Below are 20,212 nucleotides of genomic sequence, written 5' to 3'. Positions count from 1 at the left end.
AGTTTACGGGTAACCCCTTACTCTCTCAACTGGAATATTTTTTTCCTTTGAATATTCTTTAGTAAATAGAAAAGTCCTAATAAACTATTAGGACCCTCGTCAATCTTTATCATTTCTATAAACGCATTACTCATCTATTTAACAAATTGCTCTCCAGGTCGAACAGACTCTTCGTCTAGTTTTTCGTCACTTATATCCTTAACTTTATAAAACTCAACTTTAAATTCTACTTCACCGGTTATGATGACATGATGATATCTTTCTGGAGTAATAACAATTGGATGTTCTTTATCGCATAATAGTACATCTTCAATATTATCTTCCCATACGAATTGTAAACTACCCTTTTCAACAACTACATAACCATATTTTCCTCTAGGAGCCATATGTTTATTTAAAATAGGTTTTAAAACCGTTTCCTCGTTCATTAAAGGTGTTTCACCAACTTTTACTGCTCCCTCTGGTAATTTTTTCTCTTGAAATCTCATTATTATTCCTCCTTGCTATATATAATCATAGTATTCCTTATAAATACTCTTCTAAACTAATTAATATTATATGTTGATTAGTGTTAAATGTTACAGTAACAAGACATGTCTATACAGCTTATAAACATATCATATATCTAAAGCCAATGCTTCTGTAAATAAATCGATAATCTCACCTTCTAATTTTTTTGCTTCAAGGAAATAATTAGCTATTTTCTTCCGTATTTCTGACTTACAAATACAATCTATCATTTCCCTGCTCATATTCCATCCCATCGGAGGAACATTGCACATTTTTTCTGGAAGTTCAGCGATCTGCTTTAGCTTCTTTGATATTTGATTGAGTAACTCTTTGAGTTGGGAATTAGGAGTTGAATAGTTTGTAAAAAAAGTTGCAGCAGAAGCCCTGTTGCAAAGCATCACCATTGCATCCCCATAGACTACAACCTGTTCAAACAAAGTTGCATCAAGTTTGGAGTTCAACCACTTATCATCATCTAAAATAAAATTTATAACTTCACTATAAGCGTTTTGCCCACTTGCATATTGTTTGATGTTTCGATCACCCATAACGCCTATTGCTTGTCTAATAATTTCATGGATGTCTATTGTATAATCTTTATATTGCCCTATAGAGAAAACAGGTTTAATATCGCCGTTTTCTCCGTTTTGCCACCAATCACTGCAAGCAAAATATCCTGAATCTTCAATGATCGTATTGGCACAAAATGAGGGATCGTTTTGAAACAGACTATAACCAAGTAATTTTTCCCCATTATCACGGTATCCTGTAATAACACAAGCTTCTGGTGGTCCTACAATTCCCAAAGCTATGCAAGGCTTTCCTTCTTGGATTTCTTTCATAATAAATTGAATGAAATCTTCTTTTGTCATGTTATCTTCTTTCTTAAGTATATTATATGTTCGTCCACAAGCTTTAAAGCATAAATTAAAAGGCTTGTATGGATCATCAAAAATATTCAAAATACCTATATTGCCACCATCAATACACTCAGTATTCCAGCGGAGTCTAAAGGCTGTACCACTAACAGTCATAAGGTAGTCGTAATCAATATCTTGACCCAAATACTCTAAACAGGTCTGTAAACAGGCCGGAAATGTAGACCTCACACCCCCTCCAAAGTTGACAGCTGGAACACTCGAAAGTACACAATCACTAAATCTGTTTTTCATAGCAGGCATTTTTTCATCATCCTCCATAATTTTATAATAAATAAGCGGTCCATATACTCCTGATGATATATATCCAATTGCCGCGAAGCAAGAACTTTTACGAAATTTGCTAGGTGTCATTCCCGTTATTCGTTTAAATGCACGTATGAAAACCTCATAGGTTTCAAAACCATATTCTAGAGCCAAGGTAGTTAATGTATTATCGCTTTTAGATAATTCATATGCGATATGAGATACCTTTCTCTCAAGAATGTATCTTGCCAGAGGCTTTTTAAATCTTGCTTTAAATATCTCTCTAATATGAGGTATTGAAAAGCCCACAGCTTGAGCGAAGTGGGTATAGGATATTTTGTCTTTTAAGTTACTTTCTATGTAAATGACAATAGTATTCAGTTCTTTGTAATAGTTCTTCGGCATATCACTTATCAGCTCCTTGATTCTATTATACAATTATTGTTAATAAAAATCCTGACTTTTTTGAGGATTATAAGATGTGAAATGAGATTTATGTTAAAGTCATAAATTCACCTCACATTGTAAATATAAAAGGACATGTAACTGGATTATTGATCTGAGTTACATGTCCTTTGCTAACAACGTTAACTGTTAGTAGAATAAATATAATATTTATAGGATCACATGTTTTAATTCTTCATTATGAAGTACTTTTACTCTGTTCATTAACACAAGCCCCCCAATTGTTATATAACCTTCATGAGTAAAATAAATGATCCATTTAAAAGTATCATCAAATATAAATTGCTCAATATTGAGTTGCTTGAATTCTAACTCATTGATATCACAAATATAATCTTCTATTACGTAATATTCATGAATAACATATACTTTTTTTATAGAAAGCTCAACTAAAGCTTGCTTAAGTTTGCTAAAATCTATTTGCTCTTCATCTACACATAATACACTACATTTAGATTCTACTAAAGGATACCATCTAAACTCATCTGTATCCCAATACTTATTCATTTGCCTAAAAAGCTTATTACTCAAAACCTGAGATATAATTTTTTTTGACATGCTACTCTTGTATGATATTCGTAAGTTATCATACTTTCCTTTCTTTATTGATTAACATCCAATTCTTCTAACTCTATTCCTTTTATAGCCTTCAATTCATTAATTTCATCATCTGTGTTATTGTTCATATAGCTAAATTGTTCATGAGCAATATTGATAATCCATGGCTTTCTACCTTCTTTTAAAAAACATAGATCTTCCAAGAGTAATGGTCCTCTCCACGAGTATAGACCTTTAGAATATTTTTTTATTATTTCCTTTGTTGTATTATTAAGTATGTAATAATATACCTTAGCATAACCTCCACTTATACGAGTACCTGGCCATTCTTCTTGATCTTTGATTTCCACTAGAAAACCACTTAAATGCTTCAGTAAACAGTCAGCGTTTTTACTTAAGTCATCTTCAAAACGCTTTACTAAAATAAACTCATTGCAATATATTGCTGCTAAATCTATTAATTCTTTGTATCCTTTTCCTATAGGCTCATTTGAAAAAATCCACATATTCATTTTCTCCTTTACTGTACCCTGATAATAAAGTTGCAAGCTAAAGATTTATGCTTATTATTTTTATTGCTACAATAAGCCACATTAATAACCCAGTAATTAAGAATATTGCAGCCAGTTTCATTATTCTTTTCTGTTCATTATCACCTTTTCTATACTTTACGATAGCATATTTAATAAGTGCGAGCAAGGATACAAATCCACCAGGTGCAACTATATATTTCATCAATACACTTTCAGTTATCGAAAAATAATCTTTTGCAACAACATAAATAATTATGGATCCAAGGGTAAAAGAACTAGAAAACAGAATATAACCTGGATACAGGGGTATACTCCTCTTTTTATCTTTAATATATACTATTAGACAATAAATTAATGTAATGAATAACAGAATCAACTGAATATTGCATGGAAATCTTGGAAATAGAAAGATAATCACGATATATAGTGGTATGACCCAAAATGAATTCTTCTGTTTATTTGACATAAAATCATCTCTTATATTTAATAGTTTATATTAGTTGGTGGATTCAATCTCCTTAAATTCAACCACAATATCCTTACAATATATTTCTAGTATACATCCTTGTAAATCAATATTAAAATACAGTAATTCTATATTCTTGATTGACGATTGTTTAAAATCAATATTATATAGTATATAAGGCGTTTTATTCCCATTTAATAACTTATAATTTGACCTTTTATCATCTAAGCCTAAATCATGTCTAAAATGTATGTCACAACAAGATGTAAATATAATTACAGATTGCCTATTCTCATATTTAAATTCTAATTCTAACTCATCCATAAAGTAATTACATCTTATTTCACTTACATGTAAATCGATACATCTTTCCAAAAATTTTTCTATCAAACTTTTAATATTCTTTTCTTCCATAATAAACTCCTTTTTACTCAATAATAGACAATCAAGCATTTTATACACTCTTCCGCTTATTATCCCACAATTCAGTTAACTTAATCTAACCCAAACTGATAGATAAGACAAAAAAAGACACGTAATTCAATTTCTTTATGAATTACGTGACCTTTGCCAACAAAATTGTTTAACTCTTAAGAGTTTTTTTGCTAATATAGGTAATGTAGTCATACCAATGGTTAAAAATGTCGATGACTCTTCCCTTTCTAATACAATATCCTACTTATCATAATGTCAAAATCCAGAGAGTCGATTATTCCATTATTATCTAAGTCACATTTCTCAACATCATCATTCCATTCCAGGTCCTCTGATTCTATGCCATAGTTCTTAGAAATCATACCTAGGTCTGCAATACTTTCTTTAGCATCTCCATTGAGATCATGTAGTTTAACTGTATCTACTATATTGATTTGAACAGATGACAACTCTGCAACATATTCATTGCCGACTCCATCAGTGAATACAGCATCTACTATACTTACTGATGTTGTTCCTTCTATTTTAGAGGTAAAATTAATAGTAAATAATATGTCTTCACCTTCTAGTGGCTGACCCTTTTGTACAATAATAAGTTTGATATCTCCTGTTGCTTCATCAAGGATTACATCACTTATGTAGTATTTAGTTTCATCTGATGAAACAATATTCCCAAACACCAAATATTGTGGATTAAATATTACGGCTATTTCTTCCGCATAAATTTCTTGAGAACTGTTTGCTTTAATACCTACTGATAATGCTTCTCCTAAGATTACCTCAGTATCTCCTACTTCGATTACTGTTTTATTTGTTGCATCAAGTACCTCATCTAAAGGTTCAACAGCGCCATTGATCTCTATATTGTCAACACCATAGCCTATACCATTTTCGAATTTAACAATTTGGTAACGGGTTCCGATATCTGAATATTGTGTTCCAACACCAATTCCATTAATGATATGCTCTGTACCACGGGGCTTAAGATGCTCATCTGATATAGATACAACACACGCATTTTCAATAACGACACTTGGTGCATGTGGGACTTCTATTGCATTAGCAATCAAAATCGAAGACTTATCACCACCAACCTCAATACCATTATTCTCATCCTGATTTTTATAATTGTTAATCAGTACATCGTATATACCTAACCCGACTGCATAGTGATGCTGAACATCATTAGATACTTTATAAGTTGCATAGCCATTAACAGTTCCTCCATGGCTCATATAAGCTTCTTGAGTTGGTACATCATATGGCGTCTCATTCTGAAGGAAATAGTTACGTCCATAATCCCCATTCCAAATAATCTCATATTCTTGGAAGTGTTCTACCATCGTACCGTAGAACGTAACATGATCGCCATTGACAATAATACCATTTGGACAGGTATTTCTATACCACCCAACTGCATCACCATGGTCTGCTCTCCAAACCCAACAATGGTCATTAATAAGATTATCACTATTAACCTCAAGACAGACATCTACGTGAACATTTGCATCTCTGAATCCACCGACACGATAAAATAAGTCTACCAAAAGGATTGGATTTTCAGAATGGTCGTTGCTAACACCTTTTTCCCCAACCTTAACAAGATACTTTGAGCTGTAATGAGCATCAAATAATAAGCTTGCCACAATTACATCTTCCACATCATCAACGCGAATTGCACCTTCAGAGTTATTTTCGCTTGGTATCAATGTTGCATAACCCGTACCAAGGACAATTGTACTTTTTTTCTTTACATGAATAGGTTCATCAAGGAAATACATTCCTGGTGTGAAGAAGATATGCTTTCCTTCATCCAATGCAGCATTGATGGTTTCTGAGGTATCAGTATCAGCTTTTGCAATATAGAAATTTTCTTCAACTGAAAGTGAATATCCATCACCCATATTATTCTGAGACCAACTTACACCTATTGAGTTTTCTCTCCAAGTTGGTACAAAAACTTTATATTCGTCTTCTGTTTCATCATAATAAAGAAATGGCTTTTCTTTAATAATCGGCGTATTTTCAATGTTTGTAATGTTCCCCCATTGCTTGTCACCATCATTTAAAACCCAGTTACTAGCCGGAAGATCAGCATCCATGCCTTGATATACTAAGTTCCATCCCGCATCCTTTTCAGTCGGGTTCGTTGATGTAATCTTAGAATTCCTTACATAATACTGTTGCTGTGAGCCTTGTTTTGGCGTTGTAGCAAATAAAGAATCTGCGGCATACCCACCACTTGCATTGCCATAGTTCCACTGGAACCATGTATCTTTCAATGCATTGATTCGTCTGAGGGGTGAGGCCTGGGAAACACCCCAGTTAAAATTCTCTGCATGCCAGCCTGTTCCATTTGCCGTGCCAAGAACCGTAAAGTTCTCTGCCGAACGCCAGAATGTACAGGTTGCATTGTTATCGAATCCAGCTGGTGTTGGTGTTTCAAGATTTGAAAGCTGGGTGTCGTAAGGCGTTTTACCAAGACCTCCGATATGTGTGTAATAGCCAACTTTTATTATATCAAGGGTACTGTAATCACCAGGTTTGAAATAAGCTGAATAACGACCTGTACCAAACTGCGCATCTATCTGTTCTTCAGAAATCTGTCCTAAAACCGAATTAACATCTGATACATCATCTTTAGGACTGAAGAAATACATGTTATCACCAAAGATCATGTTTTCAAGAGATATAGCTTCTGACCAATCGCTGGCTCCACCATCATTTAATGGTTGCACTTTAAAATAAGCATATTTTGAGATATTAGGTGATGAGACCGTATATGTGGTCGATGTTATATTGGATGCAATCGTATTGTACTCACTGTATTTGCCATCAGCATAGGAAAGATTATATCCAGTTGCACCCTCGACTGTCTCCCAAGTAATTTTAATCCCATCAGCATCGTGCTTGACACTTACTGTCGTCCCGCCAGTTGGAGGTGCTGATGATGCTGTTGTTACAGAAGCTTTTCCACTTTCGTTGGAAGGACTCTCTGCATTAACAGTCTTTACATAGTAGTAATAGGTAGTACCTCTTTCCACAGTATCATCTGTAAAGGACGTTGCTATCATTTCCTCACCGATCTTTGTATAAATGCCGTTATTAGATGTTGAACGGTATACCTCATATCCGGTAAATACCGCATCTAATGGCAAATCACCCCAGTTAATTGTTACTGACTGATCAGTTACTCCAGTAAAAGTAATATTACTAACCGCTGGAGGTATCGCTGTAGTAATAATGACAAATTTTTCAGCATCTGTTGGATTATCCACACCAGAAACTTTTAAATGTCCTTCATCGTCAATACCAAGATAATATTGTGGCGTTCTACCACTCCTAATTGAAATTGTTCCATCACCTTGCGCTTCTAAAGATACAGATTCCCAGCCGCCGATACTTTTGTCAGTTGGAAGCACACTGGCACCCACACCATCGGGAAGATCCCAAAACTCCGCTAGGCGAAGAGTCGGTGAAGTTGTCGTACGAACATTAACACGTGCTGCCCCGTCAAATGTTGTATACTCCATTTTAAAGACTGTACCTTCATCTCCCAGTTCCGCATCAGCAGTAACGCTACCACTTACACCATCCTGATAGGCTGGACCTGTTATACTTAAAAATTTACCAGTCTTAACGTTCTGAACCGTTACTTCAAAGTCTTCCTTATAATTGTCATTAATGGTTTCTTCACTCGGGTCATCTGTCTGATTCTCTACACCAAATACTTTAAACTCAAAGATAGAGAACCCATAGCCAGTTGTTCTAGTTACGCCGTTCATCTTTACATATCTTGTCTCTATTTCATCAAATGAAAATACTTGTGTGCCGCCAGTTCCATCTGTCATCTCTTCTATGGTTATCCAATTAGTACCATCATCTGACACATCAATTGTAAAGTCTTTGCCTGCTGCTGTCTCCCATATAATTTCTACCCCATAGATCTTAGTCGTTTCTTCTAAGTCCACATAGATCCATTGATTATCGCTATGTTCAGATTCCCAGCGGCTGCCTTCGTCTCCATCAACTGCATAACTTGAGCTTTTTTCACCTGAGGAAGCACTGGTTGTTTTTCCTAGTGCTACATTTGTGTAATCTCCTGAATCAACTGATCCTGTCTCTGTAGCATTAACAGATATTGCTGGTATTACTATCAATAGTGCCAGTAATATAGCTACTACTTTTTTCATTTTATTCCCCCCATATAATATACGTCGTAATTTAATGGAGCCAATTAAAATTCCTTCTTCCCTTTCTTTACTCCTGCAACAATTCCCTAAGCAATCCCCTTTTATTTAACCTTTAACAGCACCGGTTGTAAAACTTTTTTCAACCTGTTTACTCATAAGAACATAGATGATAATCGTCGGCATTGTCGCCACAACTAGACCGGCTCCAAGTTCACCCCATCTGGTTGCATACATACCAACCATTCCCATAATTCCTACTGTTAAAGTTTTAAACTCCTCTTTACTAATAAATGTTATGGCAAACATCAATTCATTCCAGCAAGCTAAATAAGTAAATATTGCTACTGTAGCCATCGCTGGCTTTATAAGCGGCAACATGATTCTACCGAATATCTGAAACAAATTGGCTCCGTCAATAAAAGCAGACTCTTCCATCTCTTGTGGTATAGACTTTAGGAAACCTACGAAAATATAGATCGCCATAGGTATAGCAAATCCCACGTAAGGCAATATCAAAGCAAAATAAGTATTGTATGCACCTGTTTTTCTAAGGAATAGAAATAGAGGTAGCAACGTAGCCTGCATCGGTATCATCAATCCTATAAGGAATAGAGTCAACATGTTGTCCTTCCATTTCCATCTCATTCGAGCGATTGCATAAGCTGCCATGGCTGACAATAATGTTGATATTGCAATTGAAACAAATGTTACAAACGTACTGTTAAAAAAATACCGTATCAGATTGCCTTCAAACAATATCTTTGAATAATTTGAGAACATATATTTTTCGGGTAAAGCCATTGGATTAGCACCGAAAATCTCTTGATTGCTTTTTAGTGAAAAAGTCAGCAACCATATCAAAGGATATATTTGAACACAAGCGATAAGTATGAGAACAGTATATTGAAATATTTTAAATATTCTATTATTTTTATTTGAACCCATCACTGATTTCTCCTTTAATATGTATAGTTCTCTGTTTTGAAGGCCTTTTGAATAAACACTGTAAATATCAGGCATTCCAGTATAATGAATATTGCCATAGCACTACCTAAACCGTAGTTGTTCTCTGTAATAAGCACTCTATACATGATCGTCGTCGGTACTTCCGTTGCATGAATCGGTCCACCTTTTGTCAATACATAGATCAAATCAAAGGTTTTCAGCGATCCGATAAGAGCAAACGTTGCACATACTTTAATCATAGGCTTAATGAGTGGAATGGTAATAAATCTTGCGATTTGAGCATTCCTTGCTCCATCTACTTTTGCTGCCTCAAACAAGCTCTTTGGTATGGATTTTATCGCTGAATATAATAACAGCATATGATAACCAATGTACTGCCATACGATAACAAAAAAAGTACAAGCAAGCGCAGTTTCTGTAGATGCTAACCAAGGCCGTTTAAGTTCAGATAACCCAATTGCTTCCAGCATATAATTGAGCATTCCGTAATTTGGCTGGTATATTTTCAGCCACAATTGTCCAATAACTGTCGTAGATATAATAACGGGTATGAAATAAGAAGTTCGGAAAACTCCCTCTCCTTTAATCCCTTTTGATATGACGAGTGCCAATATCAATGCTAGAGGCACTTGAACAAATATTGATAAAAAAGCTAATATTCCTGAATTGATTATTCCTTTTGTAAAGCCCTTCGGAAAATCACTGAACATCTCTACATAATTTCTAAATCCTATAAATATACTGTCTGAATAACCATTCCACTCAAGGGTACTTAAATATCCTGTATATAAAATGGGAACAATGACGACTAAAGAGAAAAAGAGAAATGCAGGAAATATAAAAATGAATATCAACTTCTTATTTGCTAAAACACGATTCATTTCCTTCCTCCTTTTACGATAACTTTTCCGATAACAATATGATGAAGGATAGCAAGATGCCTTATAAGCATCTTGCTAAAAATCATCTATTCTCTATCTCTTAACTATTCATTCAAAGTTTGCATACCCTCCGCAAACTCTTCAGCTGTTTTCATTTCTGCAAATACCTCTTGTACTAATGTAAGATGTGTTGATACATCAGATCCTGATAAGAAAGTATCCCAAGCAACAATATAACCTTCTGATTCAGTAGATAAGTCGACAATTTGCTGTACAAGTGGGTCAACTACTTCACCTTCTACATCAATATTCCAGACCGGAATACCAGCTCCTTGCAAGAAACTCTCTCTTGACATTTTTTCAGTAATATAGGCAACAAATTCTGCAGCAACTTCTTTATGTTCACTGCTTTCACTAACCATTAATCCATCAATAGCACCACCCAGGAACTCATTGTTATAGGAACCACCTTCAATAGCCGGGAAATTCTTTGCAACTACCTTATTAACAACTTGTGATAGTTCAGGATTTTGAACCTCACCTGCTAGCCAGCTTCCCATGAACATCATAGGTGATTGAGCATTGAGGAATGCAATCTTTGCTTCATCATAAGTTAACGCAAGTGCTGAAGGATCAAAAGCATCAGCAGCTACAAGATCAACAAGAATTTGAGCACCGTCAACAAATTCTTTTTGGTTGTAAGAAATATTTTTCTTAAGAGCTTGTGTACTCATTTCGGTACCTGCTGTACGAACAGTTGCTACGTTTTGGAAGAACATAGCGTTCCATGCATCTTTAGCTCCAACTGTAATTGGTATAACTCCCTGACCATTGAAGGCTTCAATGGCTGCAAAAAGCTCATCCATCGTATCAGGTACTTTGACACCGGCAGCATCAAACATCTCTTCGTTACAGTACAACACACCAACCCATGAAATGAATGGTAAACCATATAATCCATCATTGTAAGTAAAGTTGTTTGCAGCACTCATATTAAGATTCTCTAACGCATCTTCAGGCAAATAGTCTGTTATTTTTGCAACTTGGCCCGCATCAACAAACGCTTGCGAGAAACCTGCTCCCCATGTAAAAAATACGTCTGGAGCTTCATTAGCAGAAATTGCAGTTTTAATCTTTGTTTTGTATGCTTCATTCTCTGTGGCATCGATATTAATAGTTACATTCGGATGTTCGGTCTTGTACATTTCTAAAGCTTTTGCAAATGACACCGCATTCCCATCGCTTTCTGTTGTCCATAAATGCCACACATCCAATGTTATTTCTTCATCTGTACTCGATGATCCTTCACTGTTGCTCACGTCTTCTGTCTTTGCTTTATTCCCTGCCTTAGCAGATTCTTCTTCACTCCCACACCCTACAACACTAATTGCTAATACAAATACCAACATTAATGCAACTAACTTCTTCATTTTTTTAAACATAGTATCCCTCCAAATGCATTTTTGTTACTATTCCATCATAATCCAGATGCGAAGAAGTTAACATATAGTAATCTTACACAATCCTTTAAAAAACCGACCACAATTTTTCGATGTAATTTAGGAATTAAGTTTGCGTTTATACTCCGAAATTGACATATTCATATATTTCTTAAAACATACACTTAAATAATTGGCATCAATGATTCCGATTTTTTCCCCAATCTCATAACCTCTTAAATCTGTTTCTTTAATAAGCTGTATTGCTTTTTCCATCCTTAACTTAAAGACTTTATCCTTAAAAGAAATACCCATTTTTTTCTTATAAATACGAGATAAATAATCTGGATTGATGTAAAATGTTGCAGCAGTGTTTTTAAGAGTCAATTCACTGTTACAATAGTTTTTATCAATATATGTATTAATTTTGTCGATGATATCATTACTCTTCTTAGTATTCATTTTTTCAGTACATGAAAGTATCGCACCTACATAATTCTCAACAAGAGACTTTGCTCTAGGCAAAGATTCAATGGTGTTCAGATCTACATAAATCTGAAGATTGGTCTTTTTAAGTTCCTCTTCTATCTGCTTCTGAACTTGCGTCGTATGAGAGTAAACAATCTGCTGAAAGTACGATATTACAGATGACATTTCAGCTCTTAGCATATTGAGCTTCTCTCCTGATGCATTATCGATATTACTTTCGATTACCTTAAACAGTTCATCTATTGCAATCATTGCTTCTTTTTTTACACCTGACCTGATATACAACTTAAGTTTATCGAGTATCTGAGTGAATAACACTTCTGAATCACCCATGGTTTCGTAAGAAACCTGGGCATCAACACCGATCTCATCATACATGCAAACTTTGTTCATTCCTTTGATGACACTAAAATTTAATGCGTCTGTCGCTTCATTCAGCATCTCATTATATTCATAAAGGGAACTCTTAACAGAACTGATTCCAATCTTTACATTATATCTTTGATCGACAACTGACTTAATAATGTAATTAAGATCATCTGACGATACCCCCTCTTCATCATCACTTAAAAGAAAAATTCTCCTATTCATGTCAGAAAACACATTAGCCTCAATCAATTCACAGAGTACATTTTTCCATTTATATAACAATTCATAGTTCTCCCCAATATTATCAAGCCCTTCATTTTCTGGACAGATTTCAATTATGCCCAATTGATAATTTTTGCTTCTTGAGTTAATATCAAAATATCGCCATCTGTTTTCAAGTTTATCATTATCAATGAATCCAAGAATATAGTCCAGCAAAAATCTATCTTTTATGTATGGTTTATCAACTTGCAATCGCTTAAGTGCCTGCTCATAAGCTTTTTGCTGACCTATTTCATCTTCAATAATACCAATTATTTTGGTAACTTCTTCTTTAATAACATCTCCATCAATAGGTTTAAGCAGATAGCCATCCACACCGATATCAATGCCTCTCTTTGCATATGAAAATTCATCATATCCGGTCAACATGATGATCTTTATTCTTTTATTTAATTGCTTTATTTTTTCAGATAATGCCAAACCATCAATTACAGGCATATTTATATCTGCTATCACTATGTCAACAGAATATTCGTCGATATAATCAAGCACTTCAAGAGCACTTGTCGCTTTCAGAACAATCTCACAATCAAGTTCTTTCCAATTTACTCTTTCTTCAACCAGCTCTCTAATTAAAAATTCATCATCAACAATAATAACTTTATAGAGTTCTTTAATCATGACCGTTCTCCTTAGGTATATAGATTTTAATAGTAGTTCCTTGATTATCACTGTCAATATCAAAGTAACTCTTATCACCAAACATATTTCTTGTTCTTCTGATTGTTGCCGGTAAGCCTACACTTTCCTTATGTTGCTCAAAACCCTCTTGCTCATTTTTAATCTTTCTGACTTTATCTTCTGACATACCTTGACCGTTATCTTTGACCATCAATATAATCCAGTTATCCTCTTCATAAGCCGCAACTTCAATATACCCTTCCATTCCTAATGGTCTTATACCGTGATACAGGCTGTTTTCTACCAATGGTTGCAAAATAAGCTTCGGTACCTTAATGTTCTCTAACTGACTTTCCAGACTGTAATCAACCTCAAACAAGTCTTTGTAACGAATCTTTTGAATGAACAAATAATTTTTAACAATTTCAAATTCTGTCTTCAAGTCTATAACTGTATTACCATCGCTCAAACTGGCTCTATAAAATTTTCCCAAAGCGACAAGACTATCGTAAGCTTCTTCTTTGTATCCTTTTGAAACAAGTAAACTTATGGAATCAAGGGTGTTATAGATGAAATGAGGTTTAATCTGTTCCATCAAAATTCTAAGTTCTGCCTTTTTGATGGTTTCCTGTTCTTGGATAATCTCATCGATCAATTCCTTAATACGGTTAATCATATAATTGTAACCTCTACCTAAGCGGCCGATCTCGTCCTCTCGACTTCCCATATATATTTCATCAAATTTTTCAGCTTCAACTGCCTCCATAATTCTAGTCAATTCTACAATCGGATTCGATATGTATTTAGAGATGTAAAAAGAGCCATAGAAAATGGTTATACCGATGATAATAAGGATTGATAAAAATACCAGATTATAATTTTCTGTCAACTCATTTTGATCATCCGCCTGCTTCATATGTATTAGTTGCCACCCATATTGTGCATTGTGAAAACCGGTTATACGATAGGATTTACCATCGATTTTCTCTTCAATATAAAGTGTTTCTTCCGATATAACCTCATTAATAAATGGATTGAATGTTAGAAAATCTTTTTCACCAATAATCAGGTATTCTTGGTAATCCCCTCTATCCATGACAAGAATAAAATCTGTTCCCACACCAATATTCAATATCTCTTTCATCGTATCAACCTCAATATTGACCATTAAAATCCCTATGGGCTGATGGTCATTATTGGAATTGATTATTCGAAACATACTGATGTAATCTGTCTCCGCATCATTAATTAATCCACCTGCATTGATATTAATGTAATAACCTCCACGCAGAGATTCAACTTCTTCATACCATGTTTGACTACGGATATCAGCAAGTGTCAACTCCTTATACTTTTGATTATCCTTTGAATAAGAGTTGCCTTTTAAATCAAAGATATATGCTGATGACACTTTATGATTGAAAATAACAGAAGCAGCAATCTCTTTATCCAACCTGTTAAATACTAACTGATTATCTTCAATATTATCAAGAACCCCTTGAATATGCTGATTGGAAATAAGTTGCTTACTGTAATCACTGATGTCATTAATTAATACTTCAAGACTTTTGTTCTGAGTTTCTATGGTTTGTATATTGAGATCCATAATAGCCTCTTTAGCATAATTGTTAGACATATGAGTATATACAATCATACTGATTCCAAGACTAACAAAAATAAGAACAGAATAGAACATCATAATCTTTGTTCTTATCTTCATTTTTTTAATCCATCGAATAATAAAACTAGAATTCATAATAGTTAATCGAACCTTCTTTCAAATAGTTTCTAAAAATGCAACAAGAATAATCGGTATGATCATATATGTAATCATGTATACCATACCCTACTTAAAGACGTTATGGCACTATAAGTATATAGCCGAAAAAGATATATCCCTACTATATGCAAATGCATGAGAATCATTAAGATTATGTTTTCATATATATGTGAATAGTCGAAGACAACCGTTCTGGTCAATACCAAAACGACAAAAGAATATCGATGAGCTTGACAAGCCCCCTGCGTCGTTCCCCCATATTTAAAAATGTATTGATGATAAAAACTAAAACTAATTTCCCCACGTACTAAGCAAACTTTAATCTCTATTAATTATAATATCGAAAAAAAGCTATGTCTACATAAGAGTCGTATATTATGTAATTATTCCTATTGCCTCGATCATTGTAATTTTACAACCCTAATCTAAATTAAACTGAAAAGAGAGTTTTAAATTCAAAAATCTAAGAAGACTAAAAAGAAAAGCAAAAAATAATAAATTCAGTATTTACAAAATTAACACAATAATATATAATATTGTAGATAACAAAATATTCTAAAAACTATGATGGAGACAGTAAGTATTTTCTGAAAGTTACAGCGAGTTGGGTTTGGTGTAAGCCAACACTATTAAGGAAATATTGAATATCACTCCAGAGTTTCAGGCTGAAATCTTTTATTTAGATATGGCTAATTAAGTGGTATCTATGAGAGTAGGTTCTGACGGTTTTCTACCGTTAAAAGGAACGCATATGTTGGTATGTCGTATCAGGTGGTACAGCGGATTTATACTTTCGCCCTGTTATGGGGGCGGAAGTTTTTTTATTATAAAAACTCCCTAAACACCTCGACATTCCCTAAAAATGGATAGGAGGTGGTTGTATGAGTGAAGATGACATTTGTGGCGACATTCATACTATAGTATATTGGAATTTATTAATGGGAGGACGATTTAAATGAGTAAATACATGAGTAAATACGTTACTTTGAGATAAGAATATATAATTTTAGGATTGTTTCCAGCAAGAGTGCTGAGGAAATTATGAGATCAGCCTCAAAAAAATAGTATTCATAAGGAGGATAATAATTATGGAACATAATACTTATTATAAAAAATATCAATTGAGAAATAAGAATGATTTAATACTTAGGAAGCCAGTTGCAAGTGACGCTGAAGCTCTTATTGATTTGATGAAAAAGGTAGATACTGAAAGTAGATTTTTAGCCCGAGAGCCTGGTGAGTTCGACGTTTCTATAGAAGATGAAAAGAAAATGATAACTGGAAGATTAAGTGATTCTGACTCAGTATGGTATGTCGCTGAGTATAATGGTGCGATAGTTGGACAATGTAGTGTTGGTTTAGTTAATAAATACAAACGCTATAGACATCGTGCTGGGGTCGCATTCGTAGTACTTAAGGAATATTGGAATTTAGGGATAGGTGGAAAAATGATGCTGGAGTGCATTAATTGGTGTAAAAAAAATAATGTAGAACAGTTGGAACTTGATGTTGTGGTAGATAATGAAAGAGCTAAAGCGATGTATGAAAGTTTTGGGTTTGAGGTAACTGGTAAAATCAAAAACTCTCTAAAATATGCTGATAACACCTATGCAGATGAATATAGTATGATGCTTATGCTAGAGTAAAAGTTATCTAGGTAGTGACGGAATATATGACTAGCTTACATGCCTAACATTGTATAACAAAGTGTTGCCAACATGACAGATAATCGGAATGATGTCATGTTGGCAACCTAAAAAATTGTACAAATGTTATCTAATGTTAACCCCTTTCCATTTATCTTAAATTAGTGATGATATACTTCAAATCATTTGCCTCAGATATAGTTTAAAGTACCAATATGATTATTAGGGGAATCTATTAAAAGGCTCGCCTCAAATAAAATATTTCTACTACTTATTAATCAAATCGATAACTCTTATATCAATACTTACATGGTTGTTTCTTTTTTTAGACTCCTCTATAACTTTTCTGACAAGTTCTTTATAGTCTTTTAACCAAGAAGCTATTACTATCTCATTTTTCTTTACTGAATAAAAAGATATGATTTTAAGAAATATTAAATCATTAAGCACTATTACATGCACATTTTCAAATTTTAAACTTCTATTTGCAGATATTTTATTATTATTATATACTCCTTCGTCTGTTATTACATATTCATCTACTAAGATACCAATTATACTTATAAAGGTGCCCAAAATGATAATAGAAAGTATTATTATTGCAATGATGGACTCTACGTGCAATAATAATACTAATAAGATTGATAGTTGAATAAACACAAAACTATAAAATGATATACCTACCTTATATTTTTTCATGATTCACCTACTTAATATAACATGTACTATATATACTATATCAAACTATTAATTACTGCATAAAGGAGAATTATTGCAAATGTTATTGATATTGTAATGAAAATATAGTTTTCCTTTTTAATAATACCTTTAATCCCTATAAACGAAAGATAAAAAAACCCTATAATATATCCTAATATTTTTATCCAATCAGGGTAGTATCTAAAAGTGCTATAAACTACAACAGATACTAAAATTGCTATTGGATACATCTTATTTTTATTCACATCCTGATTCATCATTTAATCTTCCTTTTGAAAATTTCATCTTGTTTCTAGTGATTTCAATGCTCTATCCACCCCAAGAACAGTACCAAGAAAAATTTGTTGTATCATCCATCCAAAAAAACACCATTAATATGAACTATATCTTTATTACTAAGGACTGATGAAAGTGTGTGTTGTAATGTTATAACAAATAGAGAATAAGAACAGCTAATGAAATATACTTTAGAGCATACAATCCAACTCGATAAGATTGTATTGACTTCTTCTCTATTTGAATTCCAAAGTATTCTACAATAGAAATCATTTTAGTTGGCATATGTTTTGCTAGTATTGTAAATAAAAATAGGAAAACAGCTACTCCAATTTTTTCATTATTCTTCATACTTCCATTATCATTTACTAAGAAGATAATAAGCAACAATGTAGAATAGACTATATAAATTTTTGTTATTTTGTCCATAAATTTAGCACCTACTAAAGTAAAGTTTACAATACTTAAAGTCATTCTTAAAGCTTTTTAAGTATGTACAGTATTAATATATTTCCCTCTATAAGTACATTCTATAATTACTAAAAAAAATACTGATCTTATATAATAACTTCAAATGCCCTCTGTTCTTCCTTATACGAAAGCCTTTTTTCCCAATGAATTAGTTGTTATAATCATTATACACACAGCAATAAGAAGCCCAGGTATCAGGGATAAAATTTTATTGTTTGTGGGGAAAACCGCCCAAAAAGCATTGATTGTAGCGTGACATAAGATGCATAAAAAGATGCTTTTGGTTTTGTGATAGACACTGGTAAGTAAAAAAGCAAAACTTGTAACAATGACACAAAAGAATAGAAAACTCCACTCCGACTGATTTGTCCAAGGTATAAACCATAAAGGAATATGCCATATCGCCCAAATCCCAGCAACAATCAATGTACTAGTGAATACACTAAATCGTGCTTCTATTCTTGGTTGCAAGAAGCCTCTCCATCCTATTTCTTCAATTCCTCCTCCAATAATCATTGGTATAATCAATAAAAAGCCCATATAAAAAGGTTCTTCTATTGTCGCTCCACCTGTTAATACAGGTAATGCAGTCATACCAATGGGTAAACCAATTGCCCATATATACGATTTAATAGGTCTTCTAACATCAATAATGTTCTTTATATAAGTCCTGAATTCTTGTGAAGGGCATTGCTTTTTGGTAACTATAATAGCACTGATTCCAGGTGCGAATATGGCCATAACATAACATGTCATTGCTAAAGGCTGTCCATATTCCCATACACCTAAGTTGACTCCAAGAATAACCATTCCCCATAAAGTCCATGTGATTCCAAATGTATAGATTAGATACTTGATCATCATTTATCTCCTTCCCAATATATTAGTCTCTTTTAGCTATGTAGGCAGCCAGCCCCTTTATCAGAATCTGGAGTGCTTCTCTTCTAGCTTCTTCTCCATGTTTACAAGGTCTAGACGCCATAAAATTAATACCATCGAGTAGTTCACCTAATACCCCCATATTGACATCTAGTGGATTAATTCCTAATAACTTCATAGAGGATTCAAAAAAGTTCTTTCCTCTTAATTCTTTGTTATAAATCAATTCTGGAGGAAGTTTTGCTATGATTTTCTCAAATTCTTCAGTTGTTATTGTATTGACTATACTACTTTTACCAATATAGACTTCTGTTAATGTTTTTATTACTTTTTCTTCTATGCTTATGTCCTTGTTGCAATAATCCAGCATTTGTTTCATGAGGTTCTCTTCTTTTTCTTTTATGACTTCATAAAGTAATACTTCCTTTGAGTTAAAGTAATAGTAAAAGGTTCCCTTCCCTATGGGGACTGCATCACAGATCTTTGTAATGGTGATATTTTTGATGCCTATCTCTTCAATTAGATTTTCTGTCTTTTGCTTTATTCTCTTTCTTGCTATCTCTTTCTTTTTTTCTGTCACAATTTTTGGCATAGTCCATCTCCTTACTAGTTAATGGTTTTTACTGAATATCATAAGTTATTAAATTCAGTTTAATTTATCTATAACTGACTGTAAAGTACAAATAATATGAAGACGCTGATGATGACTTTAGTTTAACTAGGTAAAGCAACAGGAATAAGTAAGTATTAGAGAAACAGAAAGCTAAAAAGACACGCAACTCGATTTTTAATCTGAATTACGTGTCCTTAGCGAACAACTTTATTTTACTCCTTTTGACCGGAGTCTCAATCTTTATGACTTTTCACATCTCACAATATATTAGTGTATCCGTCAAAAAAACTCCTTCGCTTCCTCCTCCTCATTTCAAATCCACTAATTCCTTCTTCCATCTAGGTTTTCATCCATTTATCTTTTTTCATTGATTTTTCCAGTCAAAAAAAGTCTTTCGTTTTTCAGCCCTTTTTTCCTCCACTTTTTTATCCATTTT

General features: G+C 33.5%; 17 protein-coding genes and 1 other annotated feature. Of the genes, 1 reads left to right on the top strand and 16 read right to left on the bottom strand.

What is annotated here, in order from left to right:
* Window positions 1-134: 134 nt before the first annotated feature.
* From C1Y58_RS14430 to C1Y58_RS14375, 12 genes are all read right to left on the bottom strand, one after another.
* Window positions 135-488 (bottom strand): TehB-like domain-containing protein, encoded by a 354-nt coding sequence (locus tag C1Y58_RS14430; protein WP_105616763.1) that lies wholly within the window; start codon window positions 486-488, stop codon window positions 135-137.
* 129 nt (window positions 489-617) lie between these two features.
* Window positions 618-2,099, bottom strand: coding sequence for a helix-turn-helix domain-containing protein (locus C1Y58_RS14425; RefSeq protein WP_105616762.1), 1,482 nt, complete (start codon window positions 2,097-2,099; stop codon window positions 618-620).
* Between the two features lie 210 nt (window positions 2,100-2,309).
* Entirely contained in the window at window positions 2,310-2,717 is a 408-nt protein-coding gene (locus C1Y58_RS14420; RefSeq protein WP_105616761.1) for a hypothetical protein, read from the bottom strand.
* Between the two features lie 44 nt (window positions 2,718-2,761).
* Complete coding sequence (locus C1Y58_RS14415; RefSeq protein WP_105616760.1) at window positions 2,762-3,223, bottom strand: hypothetical protein; 462 nt, start codon at window positions 3,221-3,223, stop codon at window positions 2,762-2,764.
* Window positions 3,224-3,266: 43 nt separating this feature from the next.
* Entirely contained in the window at window positions 3,267-3,716 is a 450-nt protein-coding gene (locus C1Y58_RS14410; RefSeq protein ID WP_105616759.1) for a hypothetical protein, read from the bottom strand.
* Between the two features lie 30 nt (window positions 3,717-3,746).
* Window positions 3,747-4,169 (bottom strand): hypothetical protein, encoded by a 423-nt coding sequence (locus C1Y58_RS14405; RefSeq protein WP_157950110.1) that lies wholly within the window; start codon window positions 4,167-4,169, stop codon window positions 3,747-3,749.
* A gap of 209 nt (window positions 4,170-4,378) precedes the next feature.
* On the bottom strand, window positions 4,379-8,344 hold the full coding sequence (locus C1Y58_RS14400; RefSeq protein WP_105616757.1) for a galactose-binding domain-containing protein: 3,966 nt from the start codon (window positions 8,342-8,344) through the stop codon (window positions 4,379-4,381).
* Between the two features lie 105 nt (window positions 8,345-8,449).
* Window positions 8,450-9,289, bottom strand: coding sequence for a carbohydrate ABC transporter permease (locus C1Y58_RS14395; RefSeq protein ID WP_105616756.1), 840 nt, complete (start codon window positions 9,287-9,289; stop codon window positions 8,450-8,452).
* A 14-nt stretch (window positions 9,290-9,303) separates the two neighbouring features.
* Window positions 9,304-10,191: a carbohydrate ABC transporter permease gene (locus C1Y58_RS14390; protein ID WP_105616755.1), complete on the bottom strand. Its 888-nt coding sequence runs from the start codon at window positions 10,189-10,191 to the stop codon at window positions 9,304-9,306.
* 104 nt (window positions 10,192-10,295) lie between these two features.
* Entirely contained in the window at window positions 10,296-11,633 is a 1,338-nt protein-coding gene (locus C1Y58_RS14385; RefSeq protein ID WP_105616754.1) for an extracellular solute-binding protein, read from the bottom strand.
* A gap of 117 nt (window positions 11,634-11,750) precedes the next feature.
* Entirely contained in the window at window positions 11,751-13,391 is a 1,641-nt protein-coding gene (locus C1Y58_RS14380) for a response regulator transcription factor (protein WP_105616753.1), read from the bottom strand.
* Entirely contained in the window at window positions 13,384-15,111 is a 1,728-nt protein-coding gene (locus tag C1Y58_RS14375) for a sensor histidine kinase (RefSeq protein WP_170311599.1), read from the bottom strand. Before C1Y58_RS14375 ends, C1Y58_RS14380 begins: the two co-directional genes overlap by 8 nt.
* 615 nt (window positions 15,112-15,726) lie before the next feature.
* Window positions 15,727-15,975 (top strand) — a binding site (T-box leader).
* Between the two features lie 284 nt (window positions 15,976-16,259).
* On the opposite strand from C1Y58_RS14375, the gene C1Y58_RS14370 reads away from it, so the two are divergent.
* Window positions 16,260-16,817 (top strand): GNAT family N-acetyltransferase, encoded by a 558-nt coding sequence (locus C1Y58_RS14370; RefSeq protein WP_105616751.1) that lies wholly within the window; start codon window positions 16,260-16,262, stop codon window positions 16,815-16,817.
* 267 nt (window positions 16,818-17,084) lie between these two features.
* Here C1Y58_RS14370 and C1Y58_RS14365 read toward each other — a convergent pair whose 3' ends face one another.
* The 4 genes from C1Y58_RS14365 to C1Y58_RS14345 all read right to left on the bottom strand — a co-directional run bounded on the left by C1Y58_RS14365 (window position 17,085) and on the right by C1Y58_RS14345 (window position 19,755).
* Entirely contained in the window at window positions 17,085-17,516 is a 432-nt protein-coding gene (locus C1Y58_RS14365; RefSeq protein ID WP_105616750.1) for a hypothetical protein, read from the bottom strand.
* A 447-nt stretch (window positions 17,517-17,963) separates the two neighbouring features.
* The gene (locus C1Y58_RS14355) at window positions 17,964-18,242 is read right to left on the bottom strand and encodes a hypothetical protein (RefSeq protein ID WP_105616748.1); all 279 of its coding nucleotides are present in this window, start codon (window positions 18,240-18,242) and stop codon (window positions 17,964-17,966) included.
* 162 nt (window positions 18,243-18,404) lie between these two features.
* The gene (locus C1Y58_RS14350; RefSeq protein WP_157950109.1) at window positions 18,405-19,145 is read right to left on the bottom strand and encodes a CPBP family intramembrane glutamic endopeptidase; all 741 of its coding nucleotides are present in this window, start codon (window positions 19,143-19,145) and stop codon (window positions 18,405-18,407) included.
* Window positions 19,146-19,167: 22 nt separating this feature from the next.
* The gene (locus tag C1Y58_RS14345; protein WP_105616746.1) at window positions 19,168-19,755 is read right to left on the bottom strand and encodes a TetR/AcrR family transcriptional regulator; all 588 of its coding nucleotides are present in this window, start codon (window positions 19,753-19,755) and stop codon (window positions 19,168-19,170) included.
* Between the last annotated feature and the right edge of the window lie 457 nt (window positions 19,756-20,212).

Source organism: Vallitalea okinawensis (assembly GCF_002964605.1).
In the GTDB taxonomy this organism is placed as follows: Bacteria; Bacillota; Clostridia; order Lachnospirales; family PQDH01; genus Vallitalea_A; species Vallitalea_A okinawensis.
The sequence above is the reverse complement of the archived record's forward strand: the minus strand, read 5'-3'. Positions and strand labels throughout refer to the sequence as shown.

What these genes read in the sequence shown, in the direction of transcription:
- C1Y58_RS14430 (WP_105616763.1), bottom strand. Translation starts at nt 488, where the DNA reads ATGAGATTTCAAGAGAAAAAATTACCAGAGGGAGCAGTAAAAGTTGGT.
- C1Y58_RS14425 (WP_105616762.1), bottom strand. Translation starts at nt 2,099, where the DNA reads ATGCCGAAGAACTATTACAAAGAACTGAATACTATTGTCATTTACATA.
- C1Y58_RS14420 (WP_105616761.1), bottom strand. Translation starts at nt 2,717, where the DNA reads ATGTCAAAAAAAATTATATCTCAGGTTTTGAGTAATAAGCTTTTTAGG.
- C1Y58_RS14415 (WP_105616760.1), bottom strand. Translation starts at nt 3,223, where the DNA reads ATGTGGATTTTTTCAAATGAGCCTATAGGAAAAGGATACAAAGAATTA.
- C1Y58_RS14410 (WP_105616759.1), bottom strand. Translation starts at nt 3,716, where the DNA reads ATGTCAAATAAACAGAAGAATTCATTTTGGGTCATACCACTATATATC.
- C1Y58_RS14405 (WP_157950110.1), bottom strand. Translation starts at nt 4,169, where the DNA reads ATGCTTGATTGTCTATTATTGAGTAAAAAGGAGTTTATTATGGAAGAA.
- C1Y58_RS14400 (WP_105616757.1), bottom strand. Translation starts at nt 8,344, where the DNA reads ATGAAAAAAGTAGTAGCTATATTACTGGCACTATTGATAGTAATACCA.
- C1Y58_RS14395 (WP_105616756.1), bottom strand. Translation starts at nt 9,289, where the DNA reads ATGGGTTCAAATAAAAATAATAGAATATTTAAAATATTTCAATATACT.
- C1Y58_RS14390 (WP_105616755.1), bottom strand. Translation starts at nt 10,191, where the DNA reads ATGAATCGTGTTTTAGCAAATAAGAAGTTGATATTCATTTTTATATTT.
- C1Y58_RS14385 (WP_105616754.1), bottom strand. Translation starts at nt 11,633, where the DNA reads ATGTTTAAAAAAATGAAGAAGTTAGTTGCATTAATGTTGGTATTTGTA.
- C1Y58_RS14380 (WP_105616753.1), bottom strand. Translation starts at nt 13,391, where the DNA reads ATGATTAAAGAACTCTATAAAGTTATTATTGTTGATGATGAATTTTTA.
- C1Y58_RS14375 (WP_170311599.1), bottom strand. Translation starts at nt 15,111, where the DNA reads ATGAAGATAAGAACAAAGATTATGATGTTCTATTCTGTTCTTATTTTT.
- C1Y58_RS14370 (WP_105616751.1), top strand. Translation starts at nt 16,260, where the DNA reads ATGGAACATAATACTTATTATAAAAAATATCAATTGAGAAATAAGAAT.
- C1Y58_RS14365 (WP_105616750.1), bottom strand. Translation starts at nt 17,516, where the DNA reads ATGAAAAAATATAAGGTAGGTATATCATTTTATAGTTTTGTGTTTATT.
- C1Y58_RS14355 (WP_105616748.1), bottom strand. Translation starts at nt 18,242, where the DNA reads ATGGACAAAATAACAAAAATTTATATAGTCTATTCTACATTGTTGCTT.
- C1Y58_RS14350 (WP_157950109.1), bottom strand. Translation starts at nt 19,145, where the DNA reads ATGATCAAGTATCTAATCTATACATTTGGAATCACATGGACTTTATGG.
- C1Y58_RS14345 (WP_105616746.1), bottom strand. Translation starts at nt 19,755, where the DNA reads ATGCCAAAAATTGTGACAGAAAAAAAGAAAGAGATAGCAAGAAAGAGA.